Source organism: Paenibacillus sp. FSL K6-2441 (assembly GCF_037964765.1).
GTDB classification, from domain to species: Bacteria; Bacillota; Bacilli; order Paenibacillales; family Paenibacillaceae; genus Fontibacillus; species Fontibacillus phoenicis.
Map to the genome: position 1 here is coordinate 645379 of NZ_CP150174.1, position 25818 is coordinate 671196.

The following is a 25818-nucleotide window of genomic DNA, read 5'->3' on the forward strand; positions in this document are numbered from 1 at the left end:
ATGAAAAAACTGTTCCCGATTCAACACGTCATGGGATATGTGTTCTCACTGATCCTTTCTGCTGTAGCGCTGTCGGTGGTATTCTGGGATATGTCGTTTGCCGTTGGCATGACGATCCTGCTTGTCTGCGCGGCCGTACAGATGTCGGTGCAGCTGTTCATGTTCATGCACATCGGCGAGAACCGCAGTAAAGGTGCATTGTATGCTAACCTCGTATACGCCCTGTTCGTCGGGCTAGTGACCGTGTTTGGTACCTTGCTGACGATGATTTGGGGTTACCAATAAGAGCACAGTCGAATATCAGAAAAAGAAACCCGTTGTCACGTATGTGGCAGCGGGTTTTTTGGCGTTAGCGGGGGAAGCTAGGATAGAAGAGTCGTTAACGCTAACGGACCGTAGCGCCGTTAAATGATGTTGGTTGGCGTTGACGGAGGGCTAACGGACTTCACGGCCGTTATTTTGCGGATTTTGCGAAGGGTGGGCCCTCTTACGTGTCAATAAGGTCCACAGGGTCCGTTAGTGCGGGAAATGAGCCGGGAAATGACAGATAAGGTCTTTGAGGTCCGTTATGTTGGAAAAAAGTTGAACGGAGACTCTTTACATACCCCATGGGGGTATATTATAATGAGCGTACCACAGCAAACCACGTTGGTTTGGAAAGGAGTCATGTATGGCGAAGGTCGAGGGACAGGAACATTTGGCGTCCGCACACTGCGAGGAGCATGGCGGGCATCATAGCGTATCGGAAACGGAGAATGGCAAGCCGGTACGGCGCAGCCACCATTCTGAAGCGATGAAGAGCAACCTGATCAGCCGATTGAACCGGATTGAAGGGCAAATCCGCGGAATCAAAGGGCTGATCGAGAGAGATACTTACTGTGACGATGTGCTGAACCAGATCGCCGCCGTCCAATCTGCGCTGAACAGCGTGGGCCGGCTGCTGCTGGAGGGACACATGAAGAGCTGCGTGATCGAGCGAATTCAAGCAGGTGAGACCGAAGTGCTCGACGAGTTGCTAGTCACGGTCAACAAGCTGATGAAATAACGGCGGAACCCCTGGGGGTACGCTGCAAGATGAAGCCATTATTAAACTCATGGGAGGAATTGTTCATGCAAAATATTACGTTAAACGTTGAAGGTATGTCCTGCAATCATTGTGTCAAATCGGTAGAAGGAGCCATCGCCGGGCTGGGCGCTACAGGGAAAGTGGATCTGGCCGCGAAGAAGGTGGAAGTGACTTTCGACGAAACGAAAGTGACGGTTGAACAAATCAAAGAAGCGATTGAGGATCAAGGATACGACGTCGTTTGATCCGAAGCCTTTTTCACGGACCTATAAGACGTGCGAGCGAATTAGCCGTGCGTCTTAAGGGACGGGGAGTGGGATGTGGAAGTATTTTTATTTGCCCTTGATATACCCCTATGGGGTATGAAATATGCGGGTTTTGAGATGGAGGATTGTCATGGAAAAAGCATTGCCTGCCGCCGGCGCGAATCACGACCAAACGACGTTGCAAATTACCGGGATGACCTGCGCTGCCTGTGCGGCACGGATCGAGAAGGGGTTAAACCGGCTGCCCGGCGTGAAACAAGCCAACGTCAATCTGGCGCTTGAAACGGCGCAAGTGCGGTATGAGCCGGGGACGGTCTCGATCGAGCAGATCATCGATAAGGTAAGCCAGTTGGGCTACGGTGCGGTGTTGAAGCCGTCGGAGAAGGAGTCCGGGGATATCCGCGCGCGGGAAATCCGGAAGCAAAGAAATAAGCTGATCGTGTCGGCAGTGCTCGCGTTCCCGCTGCTGTGGGCGATGGCCGGGCATTTTTCCTTCACCTCATGGATCTGGACGCCGGAGCTGTTTATGAACCCGTGGTTCCAGCTCGTGCTGGCGACGCCGGTGCAATTTATGATCGGCTGGGGCTTTTACGTCGGGGCGTACAAAGCGCTGCGCAGCCGCAGCGCTAACATGGACGTATTGGTCGCGCTCGGTACGTCGGCGGCGTATTTTTACAGTCTGTATTTGAGCTTGGAGTCTTTGTCGATGCCTCACGGGCATACCCCCCAGCTGTATTATGAAACGAGCTCGATCCTGATTACGTTGATCCTGCTCGGCAAATGGTTTGAGGCGTTAGCCAAAGGCCGCTCCTCCCAAGCGATCAAAACGTTGATGGGGCTGCAGGCCAAAACGGCGCTGATCCTCAAAGACGGCGTTGAAACGGTGGTACCGATCGAAGCGGTTGTCCCGGGGGACGTATTGATCGTCAAACCGGGCGAAAAGATCCCGGTTGATGGGGTAGTCATCGGCGGCGTCTCGTCCGTCGATGAATCGATGTTAACTGGGGAGAGTATCCCGGTGGAGAAGAAGGAAGGCGACACGGTCATCGGCGCGACCGTCAACAAACATGGCGTGCTGCGCGTGCAAGCGGCCAAGGTTGGCAGCGAAACCGCGCTGGCGCAAATCATCCGCGTTGTAGAAGAAGCACAAGGCTCGAAAGCGCCAATTCAGCGGGTAGCGGATGTGATTTCCGGGATTTTTGTCCCGATTGTGGTTGGGATCGCTGTAGTTACGTTCTTGGTGTGGTTTTTCTTCGTGGCGCCGGGCAGCTTCGCCGTGGCGCTGGAAAAGGCGATCGCCGTGCTGGTCATCGCATGCCCTTGCGCGTTGGGGCTGGCGACGCCAACGTCGATTATGGCCGGGTCCGGACGGGCCGCGGAGTACGGCATCCTGTTTAAGGGCGGCGAGCACCTCGAGGCCGCCCAAGGGCTGCAAGCGATCGTGCTGGATAAGACCGGCACGATCACACGGGGGCAGCCGGAGCTGCGGGAAGTCGTCCCGGCCGAAGGCTGGGACGACGCGGCATTGCTCCGGCTCGTCGGCGCCGCCGAGCGCGGCTCTGAGCATCCGCTGGCGGATGCTCTGGTGGCCGGGGCGCGGGCGCGCGCCCTGGATCTGCCCGAGGCAACCGCCTTTGAGGCGGTGCCCGGGCACGGGATTACGGCGGTCGTCGAGGACCGCCGGGTGCTCGCCGGCACGCGCCGCCTGATGGCGCGTGAAGGCGTCGACGTCTCCGCCGCGGAGGCCGGCATGGCCGCGCTGGAAGCGGCCGGCCAAACCGTGCTGCTCGTGGCGGTCGACGGCGTCTACGCCGGCATGGTCGCCGTGAGCGACACCGTGAAGGAGACGTCCAAGGCCGCAGTAGCGCGGCTGAAGGAGATGGGCCTTCACGTGGTGATGATCACCGGCGACAACGTGCGCACCGCCCAGGCGATCGCCGCCGAGGTCGGGATCGACGAGGTGCTGGCCGAAGTGCTCCCGGAAGGCAAAGCCGCCGAGGTGAAAAAGCTCCAGGCCCGCGGCCTGAAGACGGCGATGGTTGGAGACGGCATTAACGACGCTCCGGCACTTGCCGTGGCCGACGTAGGCATCGCCATCGGCACGGGCACCGACGTGGCCATGGAGGCCGCCGACGTCACGCTGATGCGCGGCGACCTGGAGGGCGTGCCGGATGCGATCGCTATGAGCAAGCGCACGATGGGCAATATCAAGCAGAACTTGTTCTGGGCGCTCGCCTACAATACGATCGGCATTCCTGTAGCCGCTGCGGGCTTTCTGGCTCCGTGGCTGGCCGGGGCTGCGATGGCGCTTAGTTCTGTCTCCGTTGTGCTGAACGCGCTGCGTTTGCAGCGGGTGAAGCTGTAACTATACAATGCCAAACGAAACGAGCCTTCCAGGCCGTAAGGTTCCGGATTTTGTTCCGGTCTTGCGAGGGAAGGCTCGTTTTTTTGATGTAGATTCTATTTTTTTGGATGGGTGAGGGGATCCCCGATAATGCCTTGATCCTCCAGGGCGAGAAGCAGCTTCTTCATGAGTTCGACGGTTGCCGTAATGGCTGGCACGTCGGGCTTCTTTAATTTCTCCGTACAGGTCAAAGTGGCACGTCCGTTCTTGATCCGCAGCCGTACATGGATCTTGGAATGAAGGTTCAGCAACTCTTCGATCCCTTCGTACTTCAATACCGATCGCAGCAGACTGGGATGGGAAGCTTTTGCTTGAAACTTCTTATTCATTGCGGAGTTTGGGAGTGAGGCTTCCCGGAGCCCCCTGGTAAACCAGGCCAAGACATGTCGTTTGGCCGAAAATAACACGAACTCCAGCTTACGGCGCGGCCGGTAGCTGTATTTCACGGTGATCGCGTACTCGTTACCGGAGGTGTCGTTATTCGGGTCGGTGATCGTCACCTTACAGGATCCGAAGCGTGGGGAAAGCGGCAGACGGACATGCTGCCCCTTATACTTCCAGTTCCTGAACGTTCCTGCGGCGTAAGTCCCTCCAGAGGTTCTGACATACTCTTTCAGCAGGGCTGTCGACTTCGGTTCCCACCACGGTTTACTTTTTACTGTCGTCTGCGTCATGCTTCTCTTCCTCCTTGCCCGGCGCCCGGGTGGAAGGCAGTCTTCCCTCGCGGCGCAATGCTTCTCGCAGCAGGTATTCGATATGCCCATTCACGCTTCGGAATTCATCCGCTGCCCAGCGTTCCAAAGCCTGATAAAGAGTCGGGTCAAGGCGAAGTGGGAAGCTCTTCTTGCTGGCCATCGTGAATGGATGCCCCTAATTAATACAACGTGCTAGTATTGATGACCGGCTGGGCGGAACGGTCGGATACGACAGCGACGAGCAGGTTGTTAATCATCGCGGCTTTACGTTCGTCATCCAGCTCGACAACTTGACCGGCCTGCAGCCGTTCGATCGCCATTTGAACCATGGTGACGGCGCCGTCGACGATTTTCTCGCGAGCCGCAATGATCGCTTCGGCTTGTTGGCGTTGCAACATCGCGCTTGCAATTTCGGTCGAGTAGGCCAGATGCGTCAAACGCGACTCAATGACCTTAACGCCGGCGATGGCCAGACGGTTCTGCAATTCGCTGGTGAGCTCCAACGCAATCTCTTCCGTATTGGCGCGCAGGGAGAAGCCGGTGTCGGAATCGTCCAATTGGTCGTACGGATATTTGCTGGCGACGTGGCGCAGTGCAGCTTCGCTCTGAATTTCCACGAAGGTTTCGTATTCATCCACTTCAAATAGCGCTTTGGCGGAGTCGACCACCGAAAACACGACAACAGTGGCGATTTCGATCGGGTTCCCTTTGACATCATTGACTTTCAGTTTGGCGCTGTTGAAGTTGCGAACGCGCAGCGAAACTTTTTTGCGAGTTGAGAACGGGATGGCAAGATAGAAGCCGCTCTTGCGGATCACGCCGAGGTAACGGCCGAAGAAGGTGACGACAGCCGATTGGTTTGGCTGTACGATCGTCAGCCCGGTCAAGAGCACGAAGGCGATGACGAAGGAGAGCACACCGCCGGCCACGGGAACGACATCGTTTAACGTGACGAGAAATGTCCCCAACGCAATAAATCCGAAAATGAACAACAGGGCAACAAAACCGTTTAGGCACGAAATTTCTTTTTCTTTCATATAAAGCGACACTCCTTCACATATTAAATTGATATTTATATGATATCACTTTTGCAAAATAATGTAAATATGAGGCGGCGATATTCTCTGCCGGGGGCTTTTACATGATTATCCCCTTCGCTCAGATAGAATAGTTATCGATGGAGCAGAACTGTGTGAACCAATTGAAGCTTGGATGGGAGTGAAGATGAGGATGGAGATGAGGATGGAGATGAGGATGGAGATGAGGATGGAGATGAGGATGGAGATGAGGATGGAGATGAGGATGGTGTCTTATGGGATGGAATGGGGAGGGAATGAGGTTGGAAGCGAGACGGCCTCGCGGCTGATCGAACGGGATAGGCGTGTGCAAGTGGAATCGCAGATGATTAAACGGGATAGGCGTTGGGTAAGTGGAACTTCAGCTGATCGAACGGGATAGGCGTGTGCAAGTGGAACCGCGGCTGATCAAACGGGATTATGCGTGGACAACTGGAATCGCTGCTGATCCAGGGCAAGATAGGCGGGGACGGCCGTATCTTAGCTGTCAGGGTGCGACAGACAGGAACGCCCGTACCGTAGCAGTCGGGGTGCAACAGACAGGGACAGCCGGGCCTTAGCTGATCAGAGCACGACGGGCAGGTTTAGCCCGTCCCGTTGTACTCGCAATAGGGGCTGACGGTACCGCCGCCAGGTGCGGGCTATCCAGGCAGTCCAGGCTGCCCGCACCATTAGCTTCGTCCCCAGCGTAGCTCTGGATATAGTGTAGACGTCCCCGAACGTCTGTGATCCACCTCCTGCCTAGAAGGGGGCGCCTGTACCGTAGTGCGATGTTTCATGGGCTTAATCCAAGGAGCGTACGATTTCGCTTAGACGGGCGATGCCTTCCGTCAGTTCTTCGGCGGTGGCGTAGGCGTAGGAGAGGCGCAGGTGGCTGCCGGAGGCGCGGTTGTACAGGTGGCCGGGGTTGATCAGAAGGCCGGCTTTTAGGGCGGCGTCAAATATTTTGCGCGGGGAGGGGGAGTTGTGCAGGTTCAGCCAGATGTAAAACCCTCCCTGCGGCACCTTCCAGTCCGCGATATCGCGAAAATACCGCTCCAACGCGTCCACCGCCGCCTCTCGCCGCAGGCGGAGCGCCGCCCGCAGCCGTTCAAGATGGCGGTCGTAGCTGCCGCTTTCCAGCCATTCCGCTGCCATCTGTTGCGAGAGGGCGCTAGAGCCGTAATCGCTTTGCATCTTGATGTCTGCAAGCCGCTCGATGACGGGCTGCGGTCCGGCAATCCAGCCAATCCGCAGGCCGGGGCTGAGGGATTTGGACAAGCTGCCCAGATACAGTACGCTGCCGCTGGCGTCATGAGCCTTCAGCGGCAGGGGCGGCGGGGCGTCCAGCCACAACTCGCGGTAGACATCATCTTCAACGAGGGGTAAACGGGCTGCCTCGCAGACGTCCAGCAGCTGACGTCGCCGCGCTTCGCTCATAACCGTTCCGCTTGGATTATGGAAGGTCGGAATGGTATACAGCAATGCGCCCGCATATTGCTTGGCGTACACAGAAACCAGGTCGGCGCGCAGGCCTTGTTCATCCATCGGGACACCGCGCAGCTTCATTCCGGCGCTCTGAAAAACGGGAACCGAATACAGATACGACGGTCGTTCGGTCAGTACCGTCGAGCCCTGGGGGAGCAGGCCGACGGCAATGAGCTGGAGCGCCTGCAAGGCGCCGGAGATTATCAGCAGCGAAGCCGGCGATACGGTGATGCCTTGGAGGCTCAGCCGGGCGGCGATGGCCTCCCGGAGCCGCAGGTCCCCGTTGGGCTCGCCATAGCCCAGGTTTGGGACATTGGTGGCCATCCGACCCAACAGCTCGGCCATTTCGGATTGCGGCAGCAGGTCCGGGCCCATCTCGCCGGTGCCGAGTCGCAAAATGCCGGGCTGGAACTCAGCCCGGTTAATCTCCTGCACGGCAGGCAAATTAGGGTACTGCACGCCGGAGCTGACGTATTCGTTCCAATCGGGCGGCGGGGAGGCGGTCAGCACGCCCCAGGTCCGGTTAACGACGCGGGTGCCGCCGCCCCGGTCGCCCTGAAGCAGCCCGGCTGCGATCAGCTCGTCCAGCGCGGCGACGACTGTGCTGCGGTTGACGCCAAACCGCGCGGCCAGCTCCCGCTGGGACGGGATGCGTGTCCCCACCGGCCATTCGCCGCTGGCGATTCGATCACAAAGATGCTCCATGATTTGGCGATGGAGCGGAATGGGCGAATTTCGGCTGGGACGCCAGGTCGAATGATTCATGCGGAATACCCCCTATCTGCAGAACTGTAGATTTTTTGCGCGAACGACGTTATTTTCCCCTATTATATCGTTTGGTTGGTTTCTGATCCATCCAAATGGATGGAGCTAAATCGGGAGGGGGCGGGTACAATAGGGTTCGAGACAGAGATCAGAGGGGGAGAGAGATGTTTAGTGCTGCGATTCATGGGTTCTTTCTGGCGGTTGGACTTATTTTGCCATTAGGCGTGCAGAATGTGTTTGTGTTTAACCAGGGGGCTGCCGGACGAAAGCTGCGCCGGGCCTTGCCGGCTGTTCTGACCGCCGCTTTGGGCGATACGATATTGATTTTGCTAGCTGTGTTGGGGGTCTCGGTGCTGGTCTTGTCATGGACTTGGCTGAAAACCGTACTCTTTGCGGCAGGCGCTGTCTTTATGCTATACATTGGCTGGACCATCTGGAGGGACGTGTCCAAACCGTCTTCCGCCGGGCCATCCGGGCTGCCAGCTAAACAGCAGGTGGTGTTTGCATTGTCGGTGACGTTTTTGAATCCCCATGCGATTCTGGATACGGTTGGCGTGATCGGGACAAGCTCTCTGGATTATACCGGCGGGGCGAAAGGGGCGTTTACGCTGGCTGCGATTCTGGTGTCGTGGGTCTGGTTTTTCGGATTGGCATGGGCAGGCAAAACACTCGGAAGCTTGGACCGGGGAGGTCAACTGCTCCAGGGGATCAATCGATTGTCTGCGCTTATCGTCTGGGGGATGGCGTTATATATGATCGGTGCCGTGGTCGCTGATCACTTGAAGTAGGGCGGCGGGGAGCCTTGAAGCTCAGTATGACACTGGGATGCGAGCGGCTTGCTTCCTGTTGGGGAAAGTTCCATAATTAGGAATAACATAAAGCAAGGGATAGGAGTGAGGAGATGAACGAGACGATATCCAAAATGCTGGAGCACCGTTCCATTCGTAAATACAGCGATCGTCCGGTGACCCGAGAGCTGGTGGAACAAATCATATCCGCAGGCCAAATGGCCTCCAGTTCCAGCAATGTACAAGCCTATACCGTGATTGCCGTGACGGACGCGGATCGGAAAGCGAAGCTGGCCGAGCTTTGCGGGAATCAGGCTTATGTGGCGGAGTGTCCTGTTTTCCTAGTCTGGTGCGCAGATTTGTCAAGACTCAAACGGGCAGCGGAGCGGCATCTTCCTTCGGAAACGACTTATGAAGGCACGACGGAGAACTTTATTGTAGCTACGGTCGATACGGCGCTGGCAGCGCAAAATGCCGCCATAGCCGCAGAATCGCTGGGCCTTGGCATCGTGTATATCGGCGGTATCCGCAACCATAGCGAGGAGGTGGCGGATCTCTTGGACCTGCCCCACCTTTCGTATCCTGTATTCGGGATGTGTCTCGGCTATCCGGATCAAAATCCAGGGGTGCGTCCACGGCTTCCGCTGCCGGCAGTTCTGCACTGGAACCAATATGATACCGCCGGGCAAGAGGAACAGGTGGCGGCCTATGACGAGGTCATGTCCAAGTATCTGCGTGAACGGACCGGAGGGGCGAAGGATACCCCTTGGTCGGAGCTCATGGCCGAGAAGCTGGCACAGCCGGCGCGGCTGCATATGCGCGAATTTTTAGAGAAGCGCGGCTTTACCTTGAAATAATGGCAAAAAAAGCTGTCCTAATCGGGTCGTACCCGGGGACAGCTTTTTCGACATTATAGAATTTATAAATTTTGGGGTGGAAGCAGGTCTTCCGCCTTATTTCTGTTTTTGGTAAGGTTAGGATATGGAGACGAACATTTTGAAACGAATCTTCTTTGATGAGCGAGGGCACTGGGATCGGTTTGTGGCAAAACATGGTGGCAAGCTGCGTGCCAATGTGCGGAAAGAAGTAGAGAAGTTCCGTCGATGCGGGGATCCCAGAAACGGTTTTAAGCTGATGGTATGTGAAGGATGTCATGACCTACGGCTCGTTCCGTATCGTTGTAAAGGAAGATTCTGTACGACCTGTTCATGCGGAGAAACAGAGGAATGGGCACGTCTCCTGGAACAAGATGTATTCCAAGTCAACCACCGCCATGTCGTCTTCACGATCGACGAAGGATTACGGGAAATCTTTCTGCTCCATCGGGCAAAATTACTCAAAGAATTTATGGATGAAGCGGTACGCTTAGTCAAAGAACATTTTGAGAAGAAACATAAGGTAACTCCCGGAATCGTAGCCGGGTTGCATACGTTTGGGGCACGGCTTAACTTCAATCCTCATGTACATATGCTTGTAACGATGGGAGGAATGAAGAAGACCGGCGAGTGGAAAACATACGATTTTATTCCGTTCGAGATGCTGCGTAAGCAATGGCAGACGGTTGTTTTGAAGCTGATTCGTCGAAAGTTAAGTGAACAAGAGAAAAAGCAAGTGCAGTCCCGTTTGCAAAAAGCTTACTGCGAGAACGGAGAAGGCTTTTATGTGCATGCTCCGAAACAGAAAGGGAACGTCAAGCAGCAACTCGGGTATATCGGGCGATACATGAGAAGACCAGCGATAGCGGTTAGCCGGATCGAAGCGTATGACGGAGAAAAGGTGACATTTCGTTACCGGGATAAGAATGACGGGGAAGAGAAGACCGAGACGATTTCGGTAGAAGAATTTATGGGTAGACTTGTGCGGCATATTCCGGATGAAAACTTCAAAACGATCCGTTACTACGGGGTTTATTCGCGGCGGATCAAGAGCCTGTGCAAGAAGTTAGTCAGTGAGTGGCAAAAAGCCGCGAGAAGATGGATTGTCAAGGCAAAGCGGATATTAAAACGCAGAACGTGGAGTGAACGGATCAAGGAGCAGACGGGGAAGCCGCCATGTTGCCCAAAATGCGAAAGTTATTACGAATACAAGGGAGAAGCCTGCCTTGAGGATGGGAAGTTGAAGGTGAAGTACGCGGTGTGCTCCACCTCAAAGGCATGTCTGGAGAGGATGATTCGGGATGTCGCCGGTGTCAAAGAAACGAAAGGTAGCGAAGAAAAAGAAAAAGCCGCAAAGCGGGCTGCATAGCAAAGCGAAAGTAACCTACATCTGTCTTCAATGTCATACAACAGAAGAGATTCCGCTGAATGTCGTTCGGAATTTCGATGCGATGGATGATGGAGATCCAACCGTACCTCCGCAATTCAGCTGCGAAGAATGTGGAGGAGGCATGTACCCGGAATATTACGAGGGAATTCATGGTTACGAGTACAGGATTAGCGATGTAAGAAAATAGCCGGGTATAAGTTTTTCTCCCACACCCGGCCATTTTACACGTATGAACTCAGTTGAACGAACTTAAAAGGACGCCGCCAGGCGTTTTTCTTATATTATTAGGTCAACCAGAAATTTCTGGTTGGCCTTTTTTCTTAGGCGCTGTCAGATGGCGGTAGCCGGGAGAACGTGCGGCTTTTAGGGGCAATGATCCCGTCACAAAAACTGTTCTCCCACTACCCCCAATGACCATGTTTGAGCTGGTTGAGGCATCGGACCTCGAATCACAAGCGAAGCTGTGGGATTGGAACCATCGTGGGAGTGCCGGCTATTATTCAGGAGGAGATGACATGAGACCGGTTATTGGATTGGATGTGTCGAAAGGGACAAGTGTGCTCCAAGCGTTTACAGATCGAAATAAGCCGTATGGAAACAGTATCACGGTAGAAACGATTCGGGAAACGGCAGGATCGTCACACAGCAAGGCTTGGATTCAGACAAAGGCAGAGAAGATTCAAGAGAAGATTCAGGCGTTACCGTCTCTAAGCAAGTCAAGCAAAGCACAACAGACGGCTTTGCTGAGTATGGTGGAAATGGTGTAAGGAAAGAGGGCAAGCCCTACAAAGCATAATATCAAATTTACCCAGAAGCATCCGCGCCAACGGAGGCTTTTTTGTGCTGCACAAAAATAGTATAACAGTATCTTTGCCATAATCCAATCACTTGGGGTTGACAAACATTAGCTGGTTTTTCGTCGTTAAGTTATAATCCGTAAAAACTTCGCGTGTTCCGGTACAACGTCGCTGCGGCCTCTTCCGGAGAGATGCCCAGAAGATTCGCCCAGGCCAAGGCGACGTGACGGGTCATGCGCGGGTGGGTGATCTGACCGGCAAACGGTCCTTCAAACGGCCAAGGCCCGTCCGTTTCGGCCATCACCTGCTCGGGAGGATAGCGCCGGGCGAGGTCTTGGATTTTCGATTCGTAGACGATATCCGGCGTAAAAGAGATCGCATAACCGCGATCCGCCATGCGGCGCACTGTGGATTCGGCTCCCTTGAACCAGTGGAAATGTGCTTTGGTGACGCCGTGGCGTTCCAGCAGGTCGCAGGCAAGCTCGGCGTCCTCGTATACCGCATGCATCACAATCGGTTTGTCTAACGCCTTGGCAAGCATCACAAACTTCTCCAGCAGGTCCACGTAGGGCTCAAGCTCAAAGCCCTTTCCTTGCTGGAGAGCTTCTTGCCGCGCATAATATGGAAGCCCGACTTCACCAACGGCAATCATATCCTCGGCATGCTGCTTGATCCAATTCAGCAGGAGATCGATCTCCCGATCCTCAGGGATAGGCTGCTCGGGGTGGAATCCGAATGCCGGGCGCACCAGGTTCGGATAGCGCTCCGCCAAAGCGTTGTTCAGCTTGCAGGAGGCTAAATGCATCGAAACGGCAATGACGGCTTCCACTCCGCAGCCCGGCAGTTCCTGCAGCAGGCGTTCACGGGTATCTTCGTCGTAAAGGTCTATATGAATATGGGCATCAATGAACGGGAGTTGGATTCCCTTCGGTAAACCGCGAAAAAGATTGTTGGACATCTCACCAGACCCTTTCCAGAAACAGGTTAACCGCTTGTACTCATTATACCTGTTTTTAGGTAGGTTTCAGCGGATGCCACGGGGTTTCTTCGTTTTTTGGTTAGAGAATGCCCATCATGTAAAAGGTTAAATCTTACTGCGAAACCGGGCATGTCGTACAATAACAATTATGCGACAAAAATTAAAGTCAACAGGAGGTCCACTACATAATATGGGTACTAATTATTTGTCCGCTGTAGCCCAGCAATTTCCGTTCCATTTATCTGTCACACAGGATTATCAGGACGAACAGATCATTCAAATGTTCCTGACGGCATGCGCCAAAGCGCCAAATACCCGCAGAAACTATTTTAGGGCCCTGGAGCATTTCAGGCAATTCCTTTCGGGAATGCGTTTTCGGGATGTGACTTGGAGGGAAATCGAAGCTTATAAAATCTACCTCACGAAGGGCTTCTACCGCGATGGCCAAAAACCGCTTGCTCCGGCCAGTGTGGCTGCATTTATCGCGCCTCTGAAGTCGTTTTATAAATGGGGAAGCGACAGCAGCATCGGCTTTTTCGATCATAATCCGGCGCAAAATGTCCGTATCCCGGCCATTGCCGTAACGAGCCGCAGACATTATCTTACCCGCAACGAGGTCGGCAAGCTGCTGGAGGCGTTGCGGCGCCAGAGCCTGAGAAATTACTTGATCGGCCTGTCTCTGGTGCTGTTGGGCCTTCGCGTGTCCGAGTTATGCGGCATCAAGTGGAAGGACTTTCATGCCGATATGCTGGAGACATCCATATGGCTCACCGTATCCCACGCAAAACGCGGAAAAACACGCGAGGTCAAAATTCCGCGAGAGCTCTGGAACATGTACCAGGAGCATGCACGCAGATTGGCGAAGGGGCATGAACCGGATCCGGAGTTGAAGCTGTTTGCAATTACGCCGCGGCAAATCGAACGAATCATTAAACAAGCAGGCATTGCGAGCGGAATTCAGAAGCAGCCGACCCCCCACTGGTTAAGACATACCAACGCGACGCTGGCATTGTTGCAGGGCGCCTCGCTGCAGCAGGTTCAGGAAAGCTTGGGGCACTCCCATATCAACACGACCCAGCGCTATCTGCACACCGTCGAGCAAATGAAGAAGGCGGCTCCTGACTTCGTACAGGACTGTTTGATGGAATTTATGTGATTTTTCTATTTTTTTAGTGCTATTTATCTATTTTTTGTGTCGAAAATAATGCAAAAATCGCTCTTTTGTCCTATAATGTAACAAGGGTTAATTACAAACCTTGCCAAATTTCGACCAGTTTTTACCTAGGGTTGTCGCATAATTGTTATTGTACGACATGGTCTGTTTTTCATCCGTTTGCTCTGAATCATCATCGGGTAAAAAGCGTTAAAATTTAACGGGGATTAAGCAAATTATTAGCCAAAATAACTTTTTTCTTTCGGGAAATAAGGAACGTCGACTCCGAGACGGGAGAGACAAATGACGACACAGGTTTTTTAGGGGGCAGAACGGTTGACTGTTTTTAATGAGTTCGTCGACGATTGGTACATGGACTATAGCCCGGAAGCCGTGAAGTGGTTTAACCTGCTGGTGCGCAAACATCCGGAAACCTATCACCATAGTATACGGGTTGCTATGCTGGCAGAGAAAATCGCCGAGCCGCTGAAGATCACCGGAGCTGAGAAGGACATGCTGGTCCGCGGGTGCTTTATGCATGATATCGGCAAAACGATGATCCCCCGCGCGATCATTGAGCAGCGGGAGCCGCTGACGGAGATACAGTGGAGGATCATTAAGCTGCATCCGGTCATCGGGGCAGAGCTGGTAGAAGCGGATCCTGCGTTTGGACCGGGCATTGCGGATATCGTCCGCTGGCATCATGAGCGTTGGGACGGGGCGGGGTACCCGGATGGGCTGAAGGGGAAACAAATCCCCTATAAGGCGAGAATTTGCGCGGTGGTTGACGCCTTCGATTCGATGACATCGGACCGGCATTACCGGGAACGGAAGCTGACTATGGCTGAAGCCAAGCTGGAATTGCACCAACATCGTGAGACCCAATTCGATCCGGAAGTAGTGGATGCGTTAATGGAGCTTTCCGATGAAATGCTGAATATTTACTCCATTATGTAATCAGCGGATATCAGGGGGAATGGACATGGAAAAAAGGTCCTGGAGCCGTCCCGTTACTCCGGAGGAACTGGAGGAAGCCAACCGGACAGGGAGGACTTTGCTCTACCTGCGCGTGACCTTAATTCCCGATTGTACACAGAAGCTGGAGCGATTCCGGCTGATTGACATGAAGTTAAGCGCCTATGAGCAGGTGCTGGACCGGACGCCGAATCTCTCAGATCCGGCGGAACCTTTAGAATCCATCGAATCGGTGACCTGGCTGATCGCCTTTGCAGGGGAAGCCAAGCATCTGCAACGATGGGTCGAACTGATGCTGGATGTGGATCAGGTGGAGGTTACTGAGGTTGCGATGGATTTCTAGCAGCAGGAGGAAGTCTGATTCAGACTCCTCCTGCTGCTGTTTTGCGTTGTTCCGCCGCCATCATGGCCGCAATCTCCCGTTTTAATCGCATAAAATCGGGATCCTCCGTCATTTCCTCGCGCCGCGGCCGGGGAAACGGCACCTGAATGGTATGCAGCACACGGGCTGGCCGGTTTGAAAATAAAACAATCGTGTCCGAGAGCATCAGTGCCTCCTCGATGCTGTGCGTAATCATCAGGACGGAGCGCTTATTCTCTTCCCAAATGTCCAGCAGCCAGCGCTGCATTTCGCTGCGCGTTAAGGCGTCCAGCGCACTAAACGGCTCGTCCAGGCACATCACTTCCTGGGGGGCGAGCAGGCCCCGCAGGAACGAAGCTCGCTGCTGCATGCCGCCGGATAACATATGGGGATAAGCCCGTTCAAACCCGCTTAACCCGGCTTTTTGGAGCCAGTGCTGGATGTCCGCACGGGAGCTCCGGCTTCCGGCCTCGGCGATTTCCTGCGCCAGCACGACGTTCTCCTCGATCGTCCGCCAAGGGAATAACGCCGGCTGCTGCGGCACGTAACTGATATGTCCGCGCTGGCCGGTGACTGGGCGTCCCTGAAGGAGCACTTCGCCTTGATCCGGCGCAGTCAGGCCGCCGATGACGTGAAACAGCGTGCTTTTGCCGCAGCCGGATGGGCCGATGATCGACACGAATTCGCCGGCCGGCACCCGCAGCGAAATGTCTTGAAGGACCGGGACCTCCCGGCGTCGGTCGCGGAACGTTTTATGGATCTGCCGGACCTCCAGCGCGGGGATGGCGTTATCTCTATGCGTTGATGCTTCGCTCATGAACCAAGCCTTCCTTTCCGTAAGCTGCCCTATCTCCGGTCGTTCGCCGGTTTATAGCGGACAAGCCATTTTTCCAACAAAGCGACGCAGGCGAACATCGCGAGGCTGATCGCCACGATGATGGCGATGGCGACAAAGATCTTATCCGTGCGGAACGACGCCTTCTGCAGCATCATATAGTAGCCGATGCCCTTGTCCGCGCCGATCCACTCGGCAATGACCGCCCCCATGACGCTGTATGTTGCGGCGATTTTCACCCCGGACATGATCGAAGGGATCGCGTAGGGCACCTCCAGCTTGCGGAAAATATCCGCCTTGGACGCACCGATCATTCGCATATAATCGAGCATCGCCCGATCCGTGCGGCTCAGTCCGTCCATGGCCGCCACGGCGACAGGGAAGAAGCAGACGAGCGTAATGACGATAATCTTCGGCAGGATGCCAAATCCAAACCAGATCATCAGCAGCGGCGCCAGCGCAATGGTTGGCACGTTTTGACTTAGGATGATCAGCGGATATAGCGACGCCTTCAGAAACGGGACATAATGCAGGACAAACGCCGTCAGCAAGCCTACGAGCGTCCCGATGGCAAAGCCGATAAGCATCAGCCGCAGCGTCGCCGCCGTGTGTTCCCCTAAGCTGGCCGCACCGGCAGCCGCTTCACGACCGATATCCACCGGGCTGGGGAGAATCCACTTCTCGATGTGGAACCAGGCGGTAGCGCCCTGCCAGATCAGCAAAAACAAGATGACCGCCACGAGGGGCGGCCAGATGCTGTGCCAAAGGCTGCGGAGATTCATGGCCGATATTTTTCAATCAGCTTATCCATGCTGACGCCTTTGGGATTGTACGAAATTTTAATTTGCGAAATGATGCCCGTACTGCCGAACTCAATGACGGCTTCGTTCATTTTCTTCACGATGGCCAGCAGCTCGTCGAGATCCCCCTCCATGGTCGTCTCCAGGGGGTTCACCTGATATTTGACCCCGGATGCTTGAATCACTTCAATGGCCCGGTCTACATAGGGAATGACGTCTTCGCCGTTGGGTGTCTTCGGAATGATCTGAATGCTTAATAACGCGTTTGGCATGGGTGGGTTCATCCTTTCGAATAGGGATTTGGCATCATTGGGTTAAAGTATAGTAAATTATTCGCTTGGCAAAAACTCGTTGGTAAAAGCGGCATCTACGTCAAGCGGTTTTTCCAGCAGCTTGCGCTCAAACATCCAATCGGAGTAGTTCTGCCACACTTCTTTCTTCTGCTCGCCCCAGCGCGGAGCATCGTCCTTGTATTTCGGGCTCAGCCATTTTTGACTGGCCACCACCAGGTCCTTGTCGAGCTCCGGTACGGCTTTCAACAGGATCTGCGCCGCTTCTTCCGGATGGTCGATCGCATAATTGTAACCTTTAGACACGGCCCGCATAAAAGCCTTTACCAGCTCGGGGTTGTCCTTGATCGTCTTCTCGTTTGTCACGAGTACCGGGGTGTAGTAGTCCAGCTTCTCGGAGAAATCCTTGACATACAGCATGTCGATCGGCTCGCCCCGCAGCTCGGCCTCAATGCCTGTCCAGGCGTAGAAAATCCAGGCAAAATCAATATCCCGCTTCACCGCCGTAAAATAATCGGCATCCCCGATATTAACGAATTTCACCTTGTTGACATCAGCGCCTTGCAGGTCCATGATCGATTGGATCACCGCTTGTTCCACCGGAGAGCCCCAGCCGCCGTAGGCTTTGCCTTCGAAGTCTTTAGGCGATTTAATATTCTTGTCTACGGGGGCAGCGAAGCCGGACGTATTGTGCTGAATGATCGCGGCAATCGAGACGAGCGGGACGCCTTGGATCCGGCTTTGCGTTACGTTCTCCTGCACGCTGACGCCAAACGGCACCTCTCCGGAGGCAACCATCGCCTCAGCACCGCCGGAACCGGGCAAGAGGATGTCCACATTCAGCCCTTCCTCGGCGAAATAGCCTTGATCCTTGGCGACGTAAAGCCCGGTGTGGTTCGTATTCGGGCTCCAGTCGAGCACGACTTTAACATCTTGCAGCTCTGTGTTAGAACCTTGATTTGGTGCGGCGGCTTCGGTATTTTGCCCGCTTGGGTTTCCGGCTTTCGCCTTCCCGGCGCTGTTCCCATTCGCTCCGCCGCAGGCGGACAATATCAGCAGCAAGCAACTGAGAAACATGGCCAGTGCGGTACGTACTTGAACTTTCACGACTTCTACTCTCCTTCGTTGGTGTAGATTTCCGCAGCTTGTTCTTGGTATAACCCTGGATGTGCGTCCTTAAGCGTAACTTCCAACTTCCGGATACAAAAAAACGTCCCGGATCCGGGACGCAATAGGCAATGGAAATGACATGTAGAATAAGTTCATCACCATGGTATGGCTCCCTACGCTGGCATTATCCAGATCAGGTTGAAGGGTCAGTATCTTGGAGGGATACACTCTCAGCCGGCCAATTCCAGCACCCCTGAACAATATGACTGCAGATTACATCTGTCATTATAGTTTTCGCCAACTGGATTTGTCCAGTCTTTCCGGACCAGCTTGCAAAAACCAGGGGATTTGCTTTTTATCTGGCAAAAGGATATAATGAGTTCAAATCATGGTTTTGAAAGAGGATATCATTCACGCATTGAAAAGGGTGTCACTTTATAAAACTGGAACTTTTTTCAATGTGTGAATTTTTTTTATACAAGTGGTGCATGTTCAATAAGGGTCAGCCTTTATTGAGCGACTTCTGTTAAAAAAATGAATCATGTTAATCTTGAAACAGGAGGTATTCCCCATGGAAACCGGAACAGTGAAATGGTTTAACGCTGAGAAAGGTTTTGGCTTCATCGAAGTGGAAGGCGGAAATGACGTATTCGTTCATTTCAGCGCAATCACCGGCGAAGGCTTCAAAACCCTCGACGAAGGCCAACGCGTACAATTCAACGTGGTTCAAGGCAACCGCGGCCCGCAAGCCGAGAACGTTGTAAAACTGTAAGTTAGTTAGGAACTGCTCTTAATGCGTGCTCGCATTAAGGGCAGTTTTTCTTCGCGAAGATCATTCATGAGGTTAATTTTTCAGAAGTCCGCTTCTGATGGTACATATAAAGCTGCAACAATTACATCGATTCACCTGGTTGGAACGTTCACCTTGAAGAGGAGGGGAATTTATGAACTACCGTAAAAAGACGTTAGAGGAAATTCCTGAGGAAAATACGCCGGTATGGACCTGCACTAGCGATGACTGCAACGGGTGGATGCGGGACAATTTCACCTTTGAATATAGCCCCGTATGTCCGCTCTGCTCGTCCGAGATGGTCATGGGGATGCGCATGCTCCCTCAACTGAGCAATCCAAGCTCCGATCAAAGATCGTCGTCCAAGAAGGCATAGGCGAAAGCTGCTGCCGGAATCGGAGAGCGCGGTGAGCAACAACAGCCGTATTCGCTTCATGCGAGTACGGCTGTTGTTGTATTCATCCGGGTGATAGATTGGAAAGTGATGCAAAAATAAAATCTCCATAAAAGGATTGCATCTATATAGAAAATTTAATATGTTTGAGGTGCTGCAACGGTTTCGTGAATCATGAGGAGGCGGTATTCCCGGTCATTGCCCGGTATTGCTTGAGCATATACAGCCGCCAGCGAATAATCATGCCGTAAGCGAGCAGGAAGAACAGCGCCGCGGTTTGCATGACGGAGACGTATTGTTCTACGGCCTCATGCAGCAAGAGACGGACGACAAGCAGTCCAATCAGGATAAAGATAAAGCTGCGGGAACGTTCCGCGTAAATTTCGCCGCCGATGTTCTCGAACTTGGTTGTCCGAATCAACGGATAGGAGAACAGGAGCCAACCGAAAGCGAAGGCGATTACGCCCCACAGGAGAGGAATGTGCGTTTCCGGCACAACAAACATGAAGAGGCCGGTTGCCATTCCTAGCGGGGGAATGATGATTTTCTTCACCGTGACAGGCCGACGACTGGCTTTCAGACGGATAAACAGAACAGCGACGGCCATGGCCATCGCACCAACGGTAAAGGCGGCTTGCATATAAGAGGGATTCATTAGGTTCATAGAGGTTCCCTTTCTGTAAGTATATAGTATGTATATATTGAGTATTTAGCGAAATGGAATAAAGTGACTAGCGAATAGCGATTCGCGAGAACATTATAACATACTCGTCTGCACTTGTTTCAAACTTGGTAAGGGAAGGGGAAGAAGGAAGATGAATAGCGAATTAACGGTCGCCGTCCATTGCTTGTTGTATTTAGATTCCAAGGAGGATCGCATGGCCAATAGCGAACAGATCGCCTGCAGCGTCGCGACCCATCCGGCCCGTGTACGTAAGGTGCTCAGCCTGCTTCGCCGCCACGACCTGGTGACGACGAAGGAAGGGGCCCGCGGCGGGTACTTGCTAAAGTGCGAGCTTTCGCAGGTTACTCTCGGCGATTTGTACCGCATCTTCGCTCAAGGATCGCTGCATCCCAACTGGTGTTCCGGCAGCGAGCACTCTTCCTGTAATATCTCCTCGAACATCCCTGCCGTGATGAACCAGATCTACAGCGGGGCAGAGAAACAGGTGGAGATGTTTTTTGATCGGCTTCCGTTGTCTGAAGTGAAGCAGATGCTGGATGAATTTGAGAAAGAGAAGGAAGAGAAATCGGTGAGCAAGGAAGCTGGACCGAATTGGCACTTTTTTGTGGGTTCTTATGCTGATCGCGGGGAGCCCGGAATTTATCTCTGCGAGCTGCAGAGGGATACCGGCGAGATGCGGGTTATCCACGAGACTGCGGGCCTCACCAACCCTTCCTTTGTGACCTTCGATGCGAAGGGTATGCGATTGTATGCGGTAAGTGAACAGACCGAAGGGCAGGTTGCTGGATTTGCGGTTGATCCTAAGGATGGGAAGCTGACGATGTTGCACAGCGAACGGGCAACGCATGGGGCCGACCCGTGCCATCTGGCTTTGAAATGTGGGCGGGATCCGTTTTTGCTGGTCGCCAACTATTCCAGCGGGCATGTGAATGCCTTTGCACTGGAAGCGGATGGGTCGTTAGGGGAAATGACGGCCCTGATCCGCCATGAGGGAAGTAGTGTAAACCAGGAGCGCCAGGAATCGGCTCATGCTCACAGCATTGTGCCTAGCCATGATGGACGGTTCGCCTTCGTCTCCGACCTGGGAACCGACCAGATAGTGATCTATCGGTTGGAGTGCGGACGGCTAGTAAAGCACGGGGTAACCCATTTGCCGCCGGGGACAGGTCCACGGCATTTCGTGCTCCATCCGTCGGAACGGTTTGCTTACGGCATGAACGAGTTGAACAATACGATGACGGCATATACTTTCGATCCGGTGGAGGGGCGGCTTGAGGCGATCCAGCACGTCAGCTCCCTGCCGGATGATTTCCGCGGGGAAAACTATCCGGCCGATATTCACTTCTCGCCGGACGGACGTTACGTATACGGCTCCAACCGCGGACATGACAGCATTGTCCGTTTCCGCATCGATCGGCACACCGGTCGCCTCGAGGACCCGGAATGGACGAGTGTGGGGGGCTGCTGGCCGCGGAACTTCGCCGTCCTGGACGACTATGTGCTGGTGGCGAATCAGTACAGCGGCAATATCGCCGCCTTGCGGCGTGATCCCGAGAGCGGCAGTCTGACGCCTGCGGTGCATAGCTTGAGTATCAGCAAACCCTCCTGCATTGAACCGCTGCCGGCAGACTTTGCCGTGGGTAAGCATCCGGCAGGTTCCATGTGAATCAGAAGCTTCATCTCATATCCAAGCGGACGAAGGATCCGATCCAGACACCCGAAGGCCTGCATTTTGCCGGTCTTCGGGTGTTTTGCATTGTCTGGAAGGGAGGTCCGCAACCCATACCGCAGCCTGTACCGGCTATAAGGGAGGCTTATAAAAAAATTGATTTTTTTGCATAAAAAGGTTTGACATTTCTGGGCTGCCGCATATAAAATAACACCATAGCATACTAAACAGGTAGGAATAATTAAAAATGTTCTCACCGTACGGACGGAGGAACGCTCTACTTGCCTTGGCAGACACGGGTAGTGGCTCGGTTTGACCGTAGGGGGTGGGGCGTTTCTCCGTTTTCCGTTGTCAAGTGGTTGATACGGTGGATGCCTGCCCTGCCCTAGTAAAGCGAGAAAAGAGTATGGGGAGTGATACGATGAACAGAAGGTTGAAGCAAGGGGTTCTGATGAGTCTGGCATTGATATTGGTTGGGGTCCTGGCGGCTTGCTCGTCCAACACGAGCGGCGGCAACGATGCGGCCAGCGCGGCAGCCGGGAATTCCGGCGGCGGGGAGAAGCCCAAAGCGGTGGAATTGCTGAACGTATCCTACGACCCGACCCGGGAATTATACGAAAATTATAACAAAGCTTTTGCGGCATATTGGGAGAAAGAAAAAGGACAGAAGGTCACCATTAAACAGTCGCATGGCGGATCGGGCAAGCAAAGCCGGGCTGTCATTGACGGGTTGAAAGCCGATGTGGTTACCCTGGCGCTGGGATACGACATTGACGCCATTGCGGAAACCGGGCTGATCAATGAAGGCTGGCAGCAAAAGTTCGAGCATAACAGCTCGCCCTATACCTCCACGATCGTATTTCTGGTTCGTAAAGGCAATCCCAAAGACATCAAGGATTGGAACGATCTGATCAAGGATGGCGTTGAGGTGATCACGCCAAACCCGCAAACCTCTGGCGGGGCGCGGTGGAATTACCTGGCGGCATGGGGATATGCCCTGCATCAAAACAATAACGATGAAACTAAAGCACGGGAGTTCGTGCAAGAGCTGTTCAAGCATGTTCCGGTTCTCGACAGCGGGGCGCGCGGCGCTACTACGACGTTCGTAGAACGTGGACTCGGCGACGTGCTGCTGGCTTGGGAGAACGAGGCCTGGTTGTCCGTGCAGGAGCTGGGGCCGGATAAATTCGATATCGTCTATCCGTCGGAGAGCATACTGGCTGAACCGCCGGTTGCCGTGGTCGACAAAAACGTAGATGCCAACGGCACCCGCGAAGTCGCCGAGGCTTATTTGAAATACCTGTATTCGGAAGAAGGACAGAAGATCGCTGCGGAGAATTACTATCGCCCAACGCTCGACAGCGTCAAGGCGGAGTATGCCGACAAATTCCCGGAGATCAAGCTGTTTACGATTGAGGAATTTGGCGGCTGGGCAGAAGCCCAAACGAAGCATTTCAATGACGGCGGCATCTTTAACCAAATTTACGTACCGCAATAATACGAACCGACCGTAACGAATCGGAGGCGAAGAATATGCACAGTAGCACCGCAAAGCGCGGCGTTCTGCCCGGCTTCGGGCTGACGATGGGATTTAGCGTGCTGTACCTCAGCTTGATCGTGCTGATCCCGCTTTCCGCCTTGCTGCTGAATTCTACAGGACTAACCTGGGAGAAATTTTGGGATATCGCAACCGACCCGCGCGTGCTTGCTTCATACAGAGTGAGCTTTGTGACCGCGGCGGTGGCCGGATTGATCGATGCGGTGCTTGGGCTGCTGCTGGCCTGGGTGCTGGTCCGGTACGATTTTCCCGGCAAAAACATTTTTGATGCCATGATCGACCTTCCTTTTGCCCTTCCGACGGCGGTGGCCGGGGTTTCCCTCACCGCGATCTATTCGGCCAACGGCTGGATCGGTTCCTTGTTCGAACCGCTGGGGATTCGCATCGCGTTTACGCCGGCGGGCATCACGCTTGCGCTGATGTTTATCGGCATCCCGTTTGTTGTGCGCACCGTACAGCCAGTGCTGCAGGACCTGGATGCCGAAGTGGAGGAGGCGGCGGCCACGCTTGGCGCTAGCCGCTTCCGCACCTTCCGCCAAGTGGTGCTGCCGGAGCTGCTGCCCCCGATGTTAACGGGGTTTGCGCTCGCGTTTGCCCGCGGCATCGGCGAATACGGCTCCGTTGTCTTCATCTCCGGCAACATGCCGATGAAGACGGAGATCGCCCCGTTGCTCATCATGTCGAGGCTGGAGCAATTCGACTACGCCGGGGCGACGGCGGTTGCGCTGATGCTGCTGCTGATCTCGTTTGTGCTGCTGCTGCTCATCAACACGCTGCAGCGCCGGATTCGCAAGACCGCGCGGTAGGAGATTGAGAGCGCGGACTCACGATAACGAGTGTTGCCGATGGGGAGAGCTGACGATCACGAGATGCTATCTGCCCGGTGAGCATAGGCAAGCTCGGGAACGCCAATCGATAGGGAGGGAAGAGGATGGCCGGTTCTGTGCCATTAGCAGCAAGCAAGCCAACGGCTCCGCGGAAGCAGGCGGGGCAGGGTTCTGGCGTAATCAAGTGGGTGCTGATCACGGCGGCCGCACTGGTCCTGCTGTGGCTCATCGTGTTGCCGCTTGCCGTCGTCCTGACGGAGGCGCTCAAGAAAGGCTGGGACGTCTACGTAGCAGCCATCCGTGACCCGGATGCATTATCCGCACTGCGGCTGACGCTGCTCGTCGCTTTGATTACCGTCCCGCTGAATACCATCTTTGGAGTGGCTGCCGCTTGGGCCGTCACCAAATTTAAATTTCGCGGCAAGCAGGTGCTGGTCACGTTAATCGACTTGCCGTTTGCCGTATCGCCGGTGATCGGCGGTCTGATCTACGTGCTGGTCTATGGCTCGCACGGGTGGTTCGGACCGTGGCTGGAGGAGCATCATATCTCGATTATTTTTGCTCTGCCAGGCATCATCTTGGCGACGTTGTTCGTGACCTTCCCGTTTGTAGCCCGTGAGCTCATTCCGCTGATGGAGGACCAGGGGCAGCAGGAGGAGGAAGCTGCAATCACGCTGGGAGCGCGGGGCTTCCGGATCTTCTGGAAGGTCACGCTCCCGAACATCAAATGGGGTTTATTGTACGGAATTGTTCTTTGTAATGCGCGAGCGATGGGAGAATTCGGCGCTGTCTCCGTCGTCTCGGGCCACATCCGGGGAGAAACCAACACATTGCCGCTGCACGTGGAGATTTTGTATAACGAATACCAATTTTCCGCGTCCTTTGCGGTAGCCTCTCTCTTGCTTCTGCTGGCGCTTGTGACCCTGCTGCTCAAAGGCTGGTTCACTCGCCAAAGCCGTCATTAGGGAGGGTTGAGACCAGGGACAAGGGGTGCGCCAGTTGCGCAGGCTGGCCTTGGGAAGAGATGGAGCGGGGAAGCACGGGGAGAGCCTTCTGGGTGAAGCCGGGGATAGCTTCCGGGGAGGCGGTTCCGCGAAGGGTGAAGGCTGGCTTCTGTGCAAGCGCGAGCCAGATCCTGTGGGGCTCAGCATCTAACGGAACGTAAAGCCCTTATTGGCCTATTTCCCGGACTTTTCCCGCTGTAACGGAACCAAGAGACCTTATTGGGCAGAAAAAGTAGAGAAAGAACAGAGATCGTCCGAAATAAGGTCTCCTCGTTCCGTTAGAATTGGAAACACCCGCGAAAAGCACAATTAGCGGCGCTAGGTTCCGTTAGAAGTGTGTGACGAACGTGGAAACATGCAGTCGTTTGAGCATGAGCTTGGCGTAGGGATGTTGCAAGTGGTCGGAAGGCTCGGCTGAATTCAAGATTGGGCGCTGGCTGGGCTGTGTAGCGAAAGTGCCTGGGATCCAGCGAGAACTATTGATTTACCTATATACCTAAATCAGGGGAGGGGTAGGGGGATGGCGAAACCATTGCAAGTTGATGAAATTTGGCTGGAACGGATTGCGGAGCTGCTGGGCGGCATGGAATTCGGTTCATTGAACATCGTTGTCCATGAAGGCCAAATCGTGCAAATGGAACGTACGGAGCGCAGACGTTACGAGTTGAACCCGGGCAATGCCTCCAGGGCTACCGGAGCTTCCCGTCATACGGCCAAACCTTTGCGTGAATCTAGACAGCGTTAAGCGGCTGCCAGGCTCCACAAGAACCAGAACCAGAACGAGCACAAAGACTGAATC

The 25818-nt window shown here is 54.3% G+C and carries 29 protein-coding genes and 1 riboswitch; of the genes, 19 read left to right on the forward strand and 10 right to left on the reverse strand.

The window, feature by feature from the left end:
- The 4 genes from qoxD (at position 1) to NSQ80_RS02690 (ending at position 3697) form a co-directional block, all read left to right on the forward strand.
- Positions 1–285, forward strand: a complete 285-nt coding sequence (qoxD, locus tag NSQ80_RS02675; RefSeq protein WP_009223974.1) for a cytochrome aa3 quinol oxidase subunit IV — start codon at positions 1–3, stop codon at positions 283–285.
- 385 nt (positions 286–670) lie between these two features.
- Positions 671–1045: a metal-sensitive transcriptional regulator gene (locus NSQ80_RS02680; RefSeq protein ID WP_009223975.1), complete on the forward strand. Its 375-nt coding sequence runs from the start codon at positions 671–673 to the stop codon at positions 1043–1045.
- Between the two features lie 65 nt (positions 1046–1110).
- Complete coding sequence (copZ, locus tag NSQ80_RS02685; protein ID WP_036644441.1) at positions 1111–1311, forward strand: copper chaperone CopZ; 201 nt, start codon at positions 1111–1113, stop codon at positions 1309–1311.
- Between the two features lie 151 nt (positions 1312–1462).
- Positions 1463–3697, forward strand: coding sequence for a heavy metal translocating P-type ATPase (locus NSQ80_RS02690; protein ID WP_260071791.1), 2235 nt, complete (start codon positions 1463–1465; stop codon positions 3695–3697).
- Positions 3698–3792: 95 nt separating this feature from the next.
- Here the strand turns inward: NSQ80_RS02690 and NSQ80_RS02695 are convergent, their stop codons facing one another.
- The 3 genes from NSQ80_RS02695 to NSQ80_RS02705 are packed head-to-tail and all read right to left on the reverse strand — an operon-like array spanning position 3793 to position 5468.
- Positions 3793–4410 (reverse strand): hypothetical protein, encoded by a 618-nt coding sequence (locus NSQ80_RS02695; protein ID WP_339301257.1) that lies wholly within the window; start codon positions 4408–4410, stop codon positions 3793–3795.
- Complete coding sequence (locus NSQ80_RS02700; protein WP_009223980.1) at positions 4385–4591, reverse strand: hypothetical protein; 207 nt, start codon at positions 4589–4591, stop codon at positions 4385–4387. Before NSQ80_RS02700 ends, NSQ80_RS02695 begins: the two co-directional genes overlap by 26 nt.
- Positions 4592–4610: 19 nt before the next feature.
- Positions 4611–5468 carry an SPFH domain-containing protein gene (locus NSQ80_RS02705; RefSeq protein WP_009223981.1) on the reverse strand — a complete coding sequence of 286 codons (858 nt, stop codon included), beginning with the start codon at positions 5466–5468 and terminating at the stop codon, positions 4611–4613.
- Positions 5469–5721: 253 nt separating this feature from the next.
- On the opposite strand from NSQ80_RS02705, the gene NSQ80_RS02710 reads away from it, so the two are divergent.
- The gene (locus NSQ80_RS02710; protein ID WP_339301259.1) at positions 5722–5889 is read left to right on the forward strand and encodes a hypothetical protein; all 168 of its coding nucleotides are present in this window, start codon (positions 5722–5724) and stop codon (positions 5887–5889) included.
- Positions 5890–6290: 401 nt separating this feature from the next.
- On the opposite strand, the gene NSQ80_RS02715 is transcribed toward NSQ80_RS02710, so the two are convergent.
- Positions 6291–7739, reverse strand: a complete 1449-nt coding sequence (locus tag NSQ80_RS02715; protein WP_339301261.1) for a PLP-dependent aminotransferase family protein — start codon at positions 7737–7739, stop codon at positions 6291–6293.
- A 164-nt stretch (positions 7740–7903) separates the two neighbouring features.
- Here NSQ80_RS02715 and NSQ80_RS02720 point away from each other — a divergent pair, with 164 nt between their 5' ends.
- From NSQ80_RS02720 to NSQ80_RS02735, 4 genes are all read left to right on the forward strand, one after another.
- Positions 7904–8527, forward strand: coding sequence for a LysE/ArgO family amino acid transporter (locus NSQ80_RS02720; RefSeq protein ID WP_323078895.1), 624 nt, complete (start codon positions 7904–7906; stop codon positions 8525–8527).
- Between the two features lie 113 nt (positions 8528–8640).
- A complete protein-coding gene (gene nfsA, locus NSQ80_RS02725; protein ID WP_260071787.1) occupies positions 8641–9384 on the forward strand; it encodes an oxygen-insensitive NADPH nitroreductase in 744 nt (247 codons plus the stop codon).
- A gap of 139 nt (positions 9385–9523) precedes the next feature.
- Positions 9524–10771 carry a transposase gene (locus NSQ80_RS02730; RefSeq protein ID WP_198524797.1) on the forward strand — a complete coding sequence of 416 codons (1248 nt, stop codon included), beginning with the start codon at positions 9524–9526 and terminating at the stop codon, positions 10769–10771.
- A gap of 536 nt (positions 10772–11307) precedes the next feature.
- The gene (locus tag NSQ80_RS02735) at positions 11308–11559 is read left to right on the forward strand and encodes a hypothetical protein (protein WP_323079186.1); all 252 of its coding nucleotides are present in this window, start codon (positions 11308–11310) and stop codon (positions 11557–11559) included.
- A gap of 160 nt (positions 11560–11719) precedes the next feature.
- Here the strand turns inward: NSQ80_RS02735 and NSQ80_RS02740 are convergent, their stop codons facing one another.
- Positions 11720–12547, reverse strand: coding sequence for a TatD family hydrolase (locus tag NSQ80_RS02740; RefSeq protein ID WP_009223986.1), 828 nt, complete (start codon positions 12545–12547; stop codon positions 11720–11722).
- Between the two features lie 211 nt (positions 12548–12758).
- Here NSQ80_RS02740 and NSQ80_RS02745 point away from each other — a divergent pair, with 211 nt between their 5' ends.
- The 3 genes from NSQ80_RS02745 to NSQ80_RS02755 all read left to right on the forward strand — a co-directional run bounded on the left by NSQ80_RS02745 (position 12759) and on the right by NSQ80_RS02755 (position 15039).
- Positions 12759–13724: a tyrosine-type recombinase/integrase gene (locus tag NSQ80_RS02745; protein WP_339301264.1), complete on the forward strand. Its 966-nt coding sequence runs from the start codon at positions 12759–12761 to the stop codon at positions 13722–13724.
- A 333-nt stretch (positions 13725–14057) separates the two neighbouring features.
- Entirely contained in the window at positions 14058–14678 is a 621-nt protein-coding gene (locus tag NSQ80_RS02750) for an HD domain-containing phosphohydrolase (RefSeq protein ID WP_028539866.1), read from the forward strand.
- 25 nt (positions 14679–14703) lie between these two features.
- Positions 14704–15039: a hypothetical protein gene (locus NSQ80_RS02755; protein ID WP_260071379.1), complete on the forward strand. Its 336-nt coding sequence runs from the start codon at positions 14704–14706 to the stop codon at positions 15037–15039.
- Positions 15040–15058: 19 nt separating this feature from the next.
- On the opposite strand, the gene NSQ80_RS02760 is transcribed toward NSQ80_RS02755, so the two are convergent.
- The 4 genes from NSQ80_RS02760 to NSQ80_RS02775 are packed head-to-tail and all read right to left on the reverse strand — an operon-like array spanning position 15059 to position 18059.
- Complete coding sequence (locus NSQ80_RS02760) at positions 15059–15874, reverse strand: ABC transporter ATP-binding protein (protein ID WP_009223989.1); 816 nt, start codon at positions 15872–15874, stop codon at positions 15059–15061.
- A 29-nt stretch (positions 15875–15903) separates the two neighbouring features.
- Positions 15904–16674, reverse strand: coding sequence for an ABC transporter permease (locus tag NSQ80_RS02765; RefSeq protein ID WP_339301266.1), 771 nt, complete (start codon positions 16672–16674; stop codon positions 15904–15906).
- Entirely contained in the window at positions 16671–16964 is a 294-nt protein-coding gene (locus NSQ80_RS02770) for an MTH1187 family thiamine-binding protein (protein ID WP_009223991.1), read from the reverse strand. Before NSQ80_RS02770 ends, NSQ80_RS02765 begins: the two co-directional genes overlap by 4 nt.
- 57 nt (positions 16965–17021) lie before the next feature.
- Positions 17022–18059 carry an ABC transporter substrate-binding protein gene (locus tag NSQ80_RS02775; RefSeq protein WP_339302155.1) on the reverse strand — a complete coding sequence of 346 codons (1038 nt, stop codon included), beginning with the start codon at positions 18057–18059 and terminating at the stop codon, positions 17022–17024.
- A gap of 188 nt (positions 18060–18247) precedes the next feature.
- Positions 18248–18357: riboswitch (TPP riboswitch) on the reverse strand.
- A gap of 306 nt (positions 18358–18663) precedes the next feature.
- Between NSQ80_RS02775 and NSQ80_RS02780 the strand changes: the two genes are divergently transcribed.
- A complete protein-coding gene (locus tag NSQ80_RS02780; protein ID WP_009223993.1) occupies positions 18664–18864 on the forward strand; it encodes a cold-shock protein in 201 nt (66 codons plus the stop codon).
- Between the two features lie 172 nt (positions 18865–19036).
- The gene (locus NSQ80_RS02785) at positions 19037–19258 is read left to right on the forward strand and encodes a cold-shock protein (RefSeq protein WP_009223994.1); all 222 of its coding nucleotides are present in this window, start codon (positions 19037–19039) and stop codon (positions 19256–19258) included.
- A 190-nt stretch (positions 19259–19448) separates the two neighbouring features.
- On the opposite strand, the gene NSQ80_RS02790 is transcribed toward NSQ80_RS02785, so the two are convergent.
- Entirely contained in the window at positions 19449–19940 is a 492-nt protein-coding gene (locus NSQ80_RS02790) for a cytochrome c biogenesis protein CcdC (RefSeq protein WP_339301274.1), read from the reverse strand.
- Between the two features lie 151 nt (positions 19941–20091).
- On the opposite strand from NSQ80_RS02790, the gene NSQ80_RS02795 reads away from it, so the two are divergent.
- From NSQ80_RS02795 to NSQ80_RS02815, 5 genes are all read left to right on the forward strand, one after another.
- On the forward strand, positions 20092–21627 hold the full coding sequence (locus NSQ80_RS02795) for a beta-propeller fold lactonase family protein (RefSeq protein WP_339301276.1): 1536 nt from the start codon (positions 20092–20094) through the stop codon (positions 21625–21627).
- A 424-nt stretch (positions 21628–22051) separates the two neighbouring features.
- The gene (locus NSQ80_RS02800; protein WP_323078907.1) at positions 22052–23128 is read left to right on the forward strand and encodes a sulfate ABC transporter substrate-binding protein; all 1077 of its coding nucleotides are present in this window, start codon (positions 22052–22054) and stop codon (positions 23126–23128) included.
- Positions 23129–23163: 35 nt separating this feature from the next.
- A complete protein-coding gene (gene cysT, locus NSQ80_RS02805) occupies positions 23164–23994 on the forward strand; it encodes a sulfate ABC transporter permease subunit CysT (RefSeq protein ID WP_009223999.1) in 831 nt (276 codons plus the stop codon).
- A 125-nt stretch (positions 23995–24119) separates the two neighbouring features.
- Entirely contained in the window at positions 24120–24980 is an 861-nt protein-coding gene (gene cysW / locus NSQ80_RS02810) for a sulfate ABC transporter permease subunit CysW (RefSeq protein ID WP_009224000.1), read from the forward strand.
- A gap of 559 nt (positions 24981–25539) precedes the next feature.
- Complete coding sequence (locus NSQ80_RS02815) at positions 25540–25764, forward strand: YezD family protein (RefSeq protein WP_009224001.1); 225 nt, start codon at positions 25540–25542, stop codon at positions 25762–25764.
- Positions 25765–25818 lie beyond the last annotated feature (54 nt).

Bases quoted from the DNA above. Each gene is read 5' to 3' on its own strand.
- qoxD (WP_009223974.1), top strand. From the start codon at position 1: ATGAAAAAACTGTTCCCGATTCAACACGTCATGGGATATGTGTTCTCA.
- NSQ80_RS02680 (WP_009223975.1), top strand. From the start codon at position 671: ATGGCGAAGGTCGAGGGACAGGAACATTTGGCGTCCGCACACTGCGAG.
- copZ (WP_036644441.1), top strand. From the start codon at position 1,111: ATGCAAAATATTACGTTAAACGTTGAAGGTATGTCCTGCAATCATTGT.
- NSQ80_RS02690 (WP_260071791.1), top strand. From the start codon at position 1,463: ATGGAAAAAGCATTGCCTGCCGCCGGCGCGAATCACGACCAAACGACG.
- NSQ80_RS02695 (WP_339301257.1), bottom strand. From the start codon at position 4,410: ATGACGCAGACGACAGTAAAAAGTAAACCGTGGTGGGAACCGAAGTCG.
- NSQ80_RS02700 (WP_009223980.1), bottom strand. From the start codon at position 4,591: ATGGCCAGCAAGAAGAGCTTCCCACTTCGCCTTGACCCGACTCTTTAT.
- NSQ80_RS02705 (WP_009223981.1), bottom strand. From the start codon at position 5,468: ATGAAAGAAAAAGAAATTTCGTGCCTAAACGGTTTTGTTGCCCTGTTG.
- NSQ80_RS02710 (WP_339301259.1), top strand. From the start codon at position 5,722: ATGGAGATGAGGATGGTGTCTTATGGGATGGAATGGGGAGGGAATGAG.
- NSQ80_RS02715 (WP_339301261.1), bottom strand. From the start codon at position 7,739: ATGAATCATTCGACCTGGCGTCCCAGCCGAAATTCGCCCATTCCGCTC.
- NSQ80_RS02720 (WP_323078895.1), top strand. From the start codon at position 7,904: ATGTTTAGTGCTGCGATTCATGGGTTCTTTCTGGCGGTTGGACTTATT.
- nfsA (WP_260071787.1), top strand. From the start codon at position 8,641: ATGAACGAGACGATATCCAAAATGCTGGAGCACCGTTCCATTCGTAAA.
- NSQ80_RS02735 (WP_323079186.1), top strand. From the start codon at position 11,308: ATGAGACCGGTTATTGGATTGGATGTGTCGAAAGGGACAAGTGTGCTC.
- NSQ80_RS02740 (WP_009223986.1), bottom strand. From the start codon at position 12,547: ATGTCCAACAATCTTTTTCGCGGTTTACCGAAGGGAATCCAACTCCCG.
- NSQ80_RS02745 (WP_339301264.1), top strand. From the start codon at position 12,759: ATGGGTACTAATTATTTGTCCGCTGTAGCCCAGCAATTTCCGTTCCAT.
- NSQ80_RS02755 (WP_260071379.1), top strand. From the start codon at position 14,704: ATGGAAAAAAGGTCCTGGAGCCGTCCCGTTACTCCGGAGGAACTGGAG.
- NSQ80_RS02760 (WP_009223989.1), bottom strand. From the start codon at position 15,874: ATGAGCGAAGCATCAACGCATAGAGATAACGCCATCCCCGCGCTGGAG.
- NSQ80_RS02765 (WP_339301266.1), bottom strand. From the start codon at position 16,674: ATGAATCTCCGCAGCCTTTGGCACAGCATCTGGCCGCCCCTCGTGGCG.
- NSQ80_RS02770 (WP_009223991.1), bottom strand. From the start codon at position 16,964: ATGCCAAACGCGTTATTAAGCATTCAGATCATTCCGAAGACACCCAAC.
- NSQ80_RS02775 (WP_339302155.1), bottom strand. From the start codon at position 18,059: ATGTTTCTCAGTTGCTTGCTGCTGATATTGTCCGCCTGCGGCGGAGCG.
- NSQ80_RS02780 (WP_009223993.1), top strand. From the start codon at position 18,664: ATGGAAACCGGAACAGTGAAATGGTTTAACGCTGAGAAAGGTTTTGGC.
- NSQ80_RS02785 (WP_009223994.1), top strand. From the start codon at position 19,037: ATGAACTACCGTAAAAAGACGTTAGAGGAAATTCCTGAGGAAAATACG.
- NSQ80_RS02790 (WP_339301274.1), bottom strand. From the start codon at position 19,940: ATGAACCTAATGAATCCCTCTTATATGCAAGCCGCCTTTACCGTTGGT.
- NSQ80_RS02795 (WP_339301276.1), top strand. From the start codon at position 20,092: ATGAATAGCGAATTAACGGTCGCCGTCCATTGCTTGTTGTATTTAGAT.
- NSQ80_RS02800 (WP_323078907.1), top strand. From the start codon at position 22,052: ATGAACAGAAGGTTGAAGCAAGGGGTTCTGATGAGTCTGGCATTGATA.
- cysT (WP_009223999.1), top strand. From the start codon at position 23,164: ATGCACAGTAGCACCGCAAAGCGCGGCGTTCTGCCCGGCTTCGGGCTG.
- cysW (WP_009224000.1), top strand. From the start codon at position 24,120: ATGGCCGGTTCTGTGCCATTAGCAGCAAGCAAGCCAACGGCTCCGCGG.
- NSQ80_RS02815 (WP_009224001.1), top strand. From the start codon at position 25,540: ATGGCGAAACCATTGCAAGTTGATGAAATTTGGCTGGAACGGATTGCG.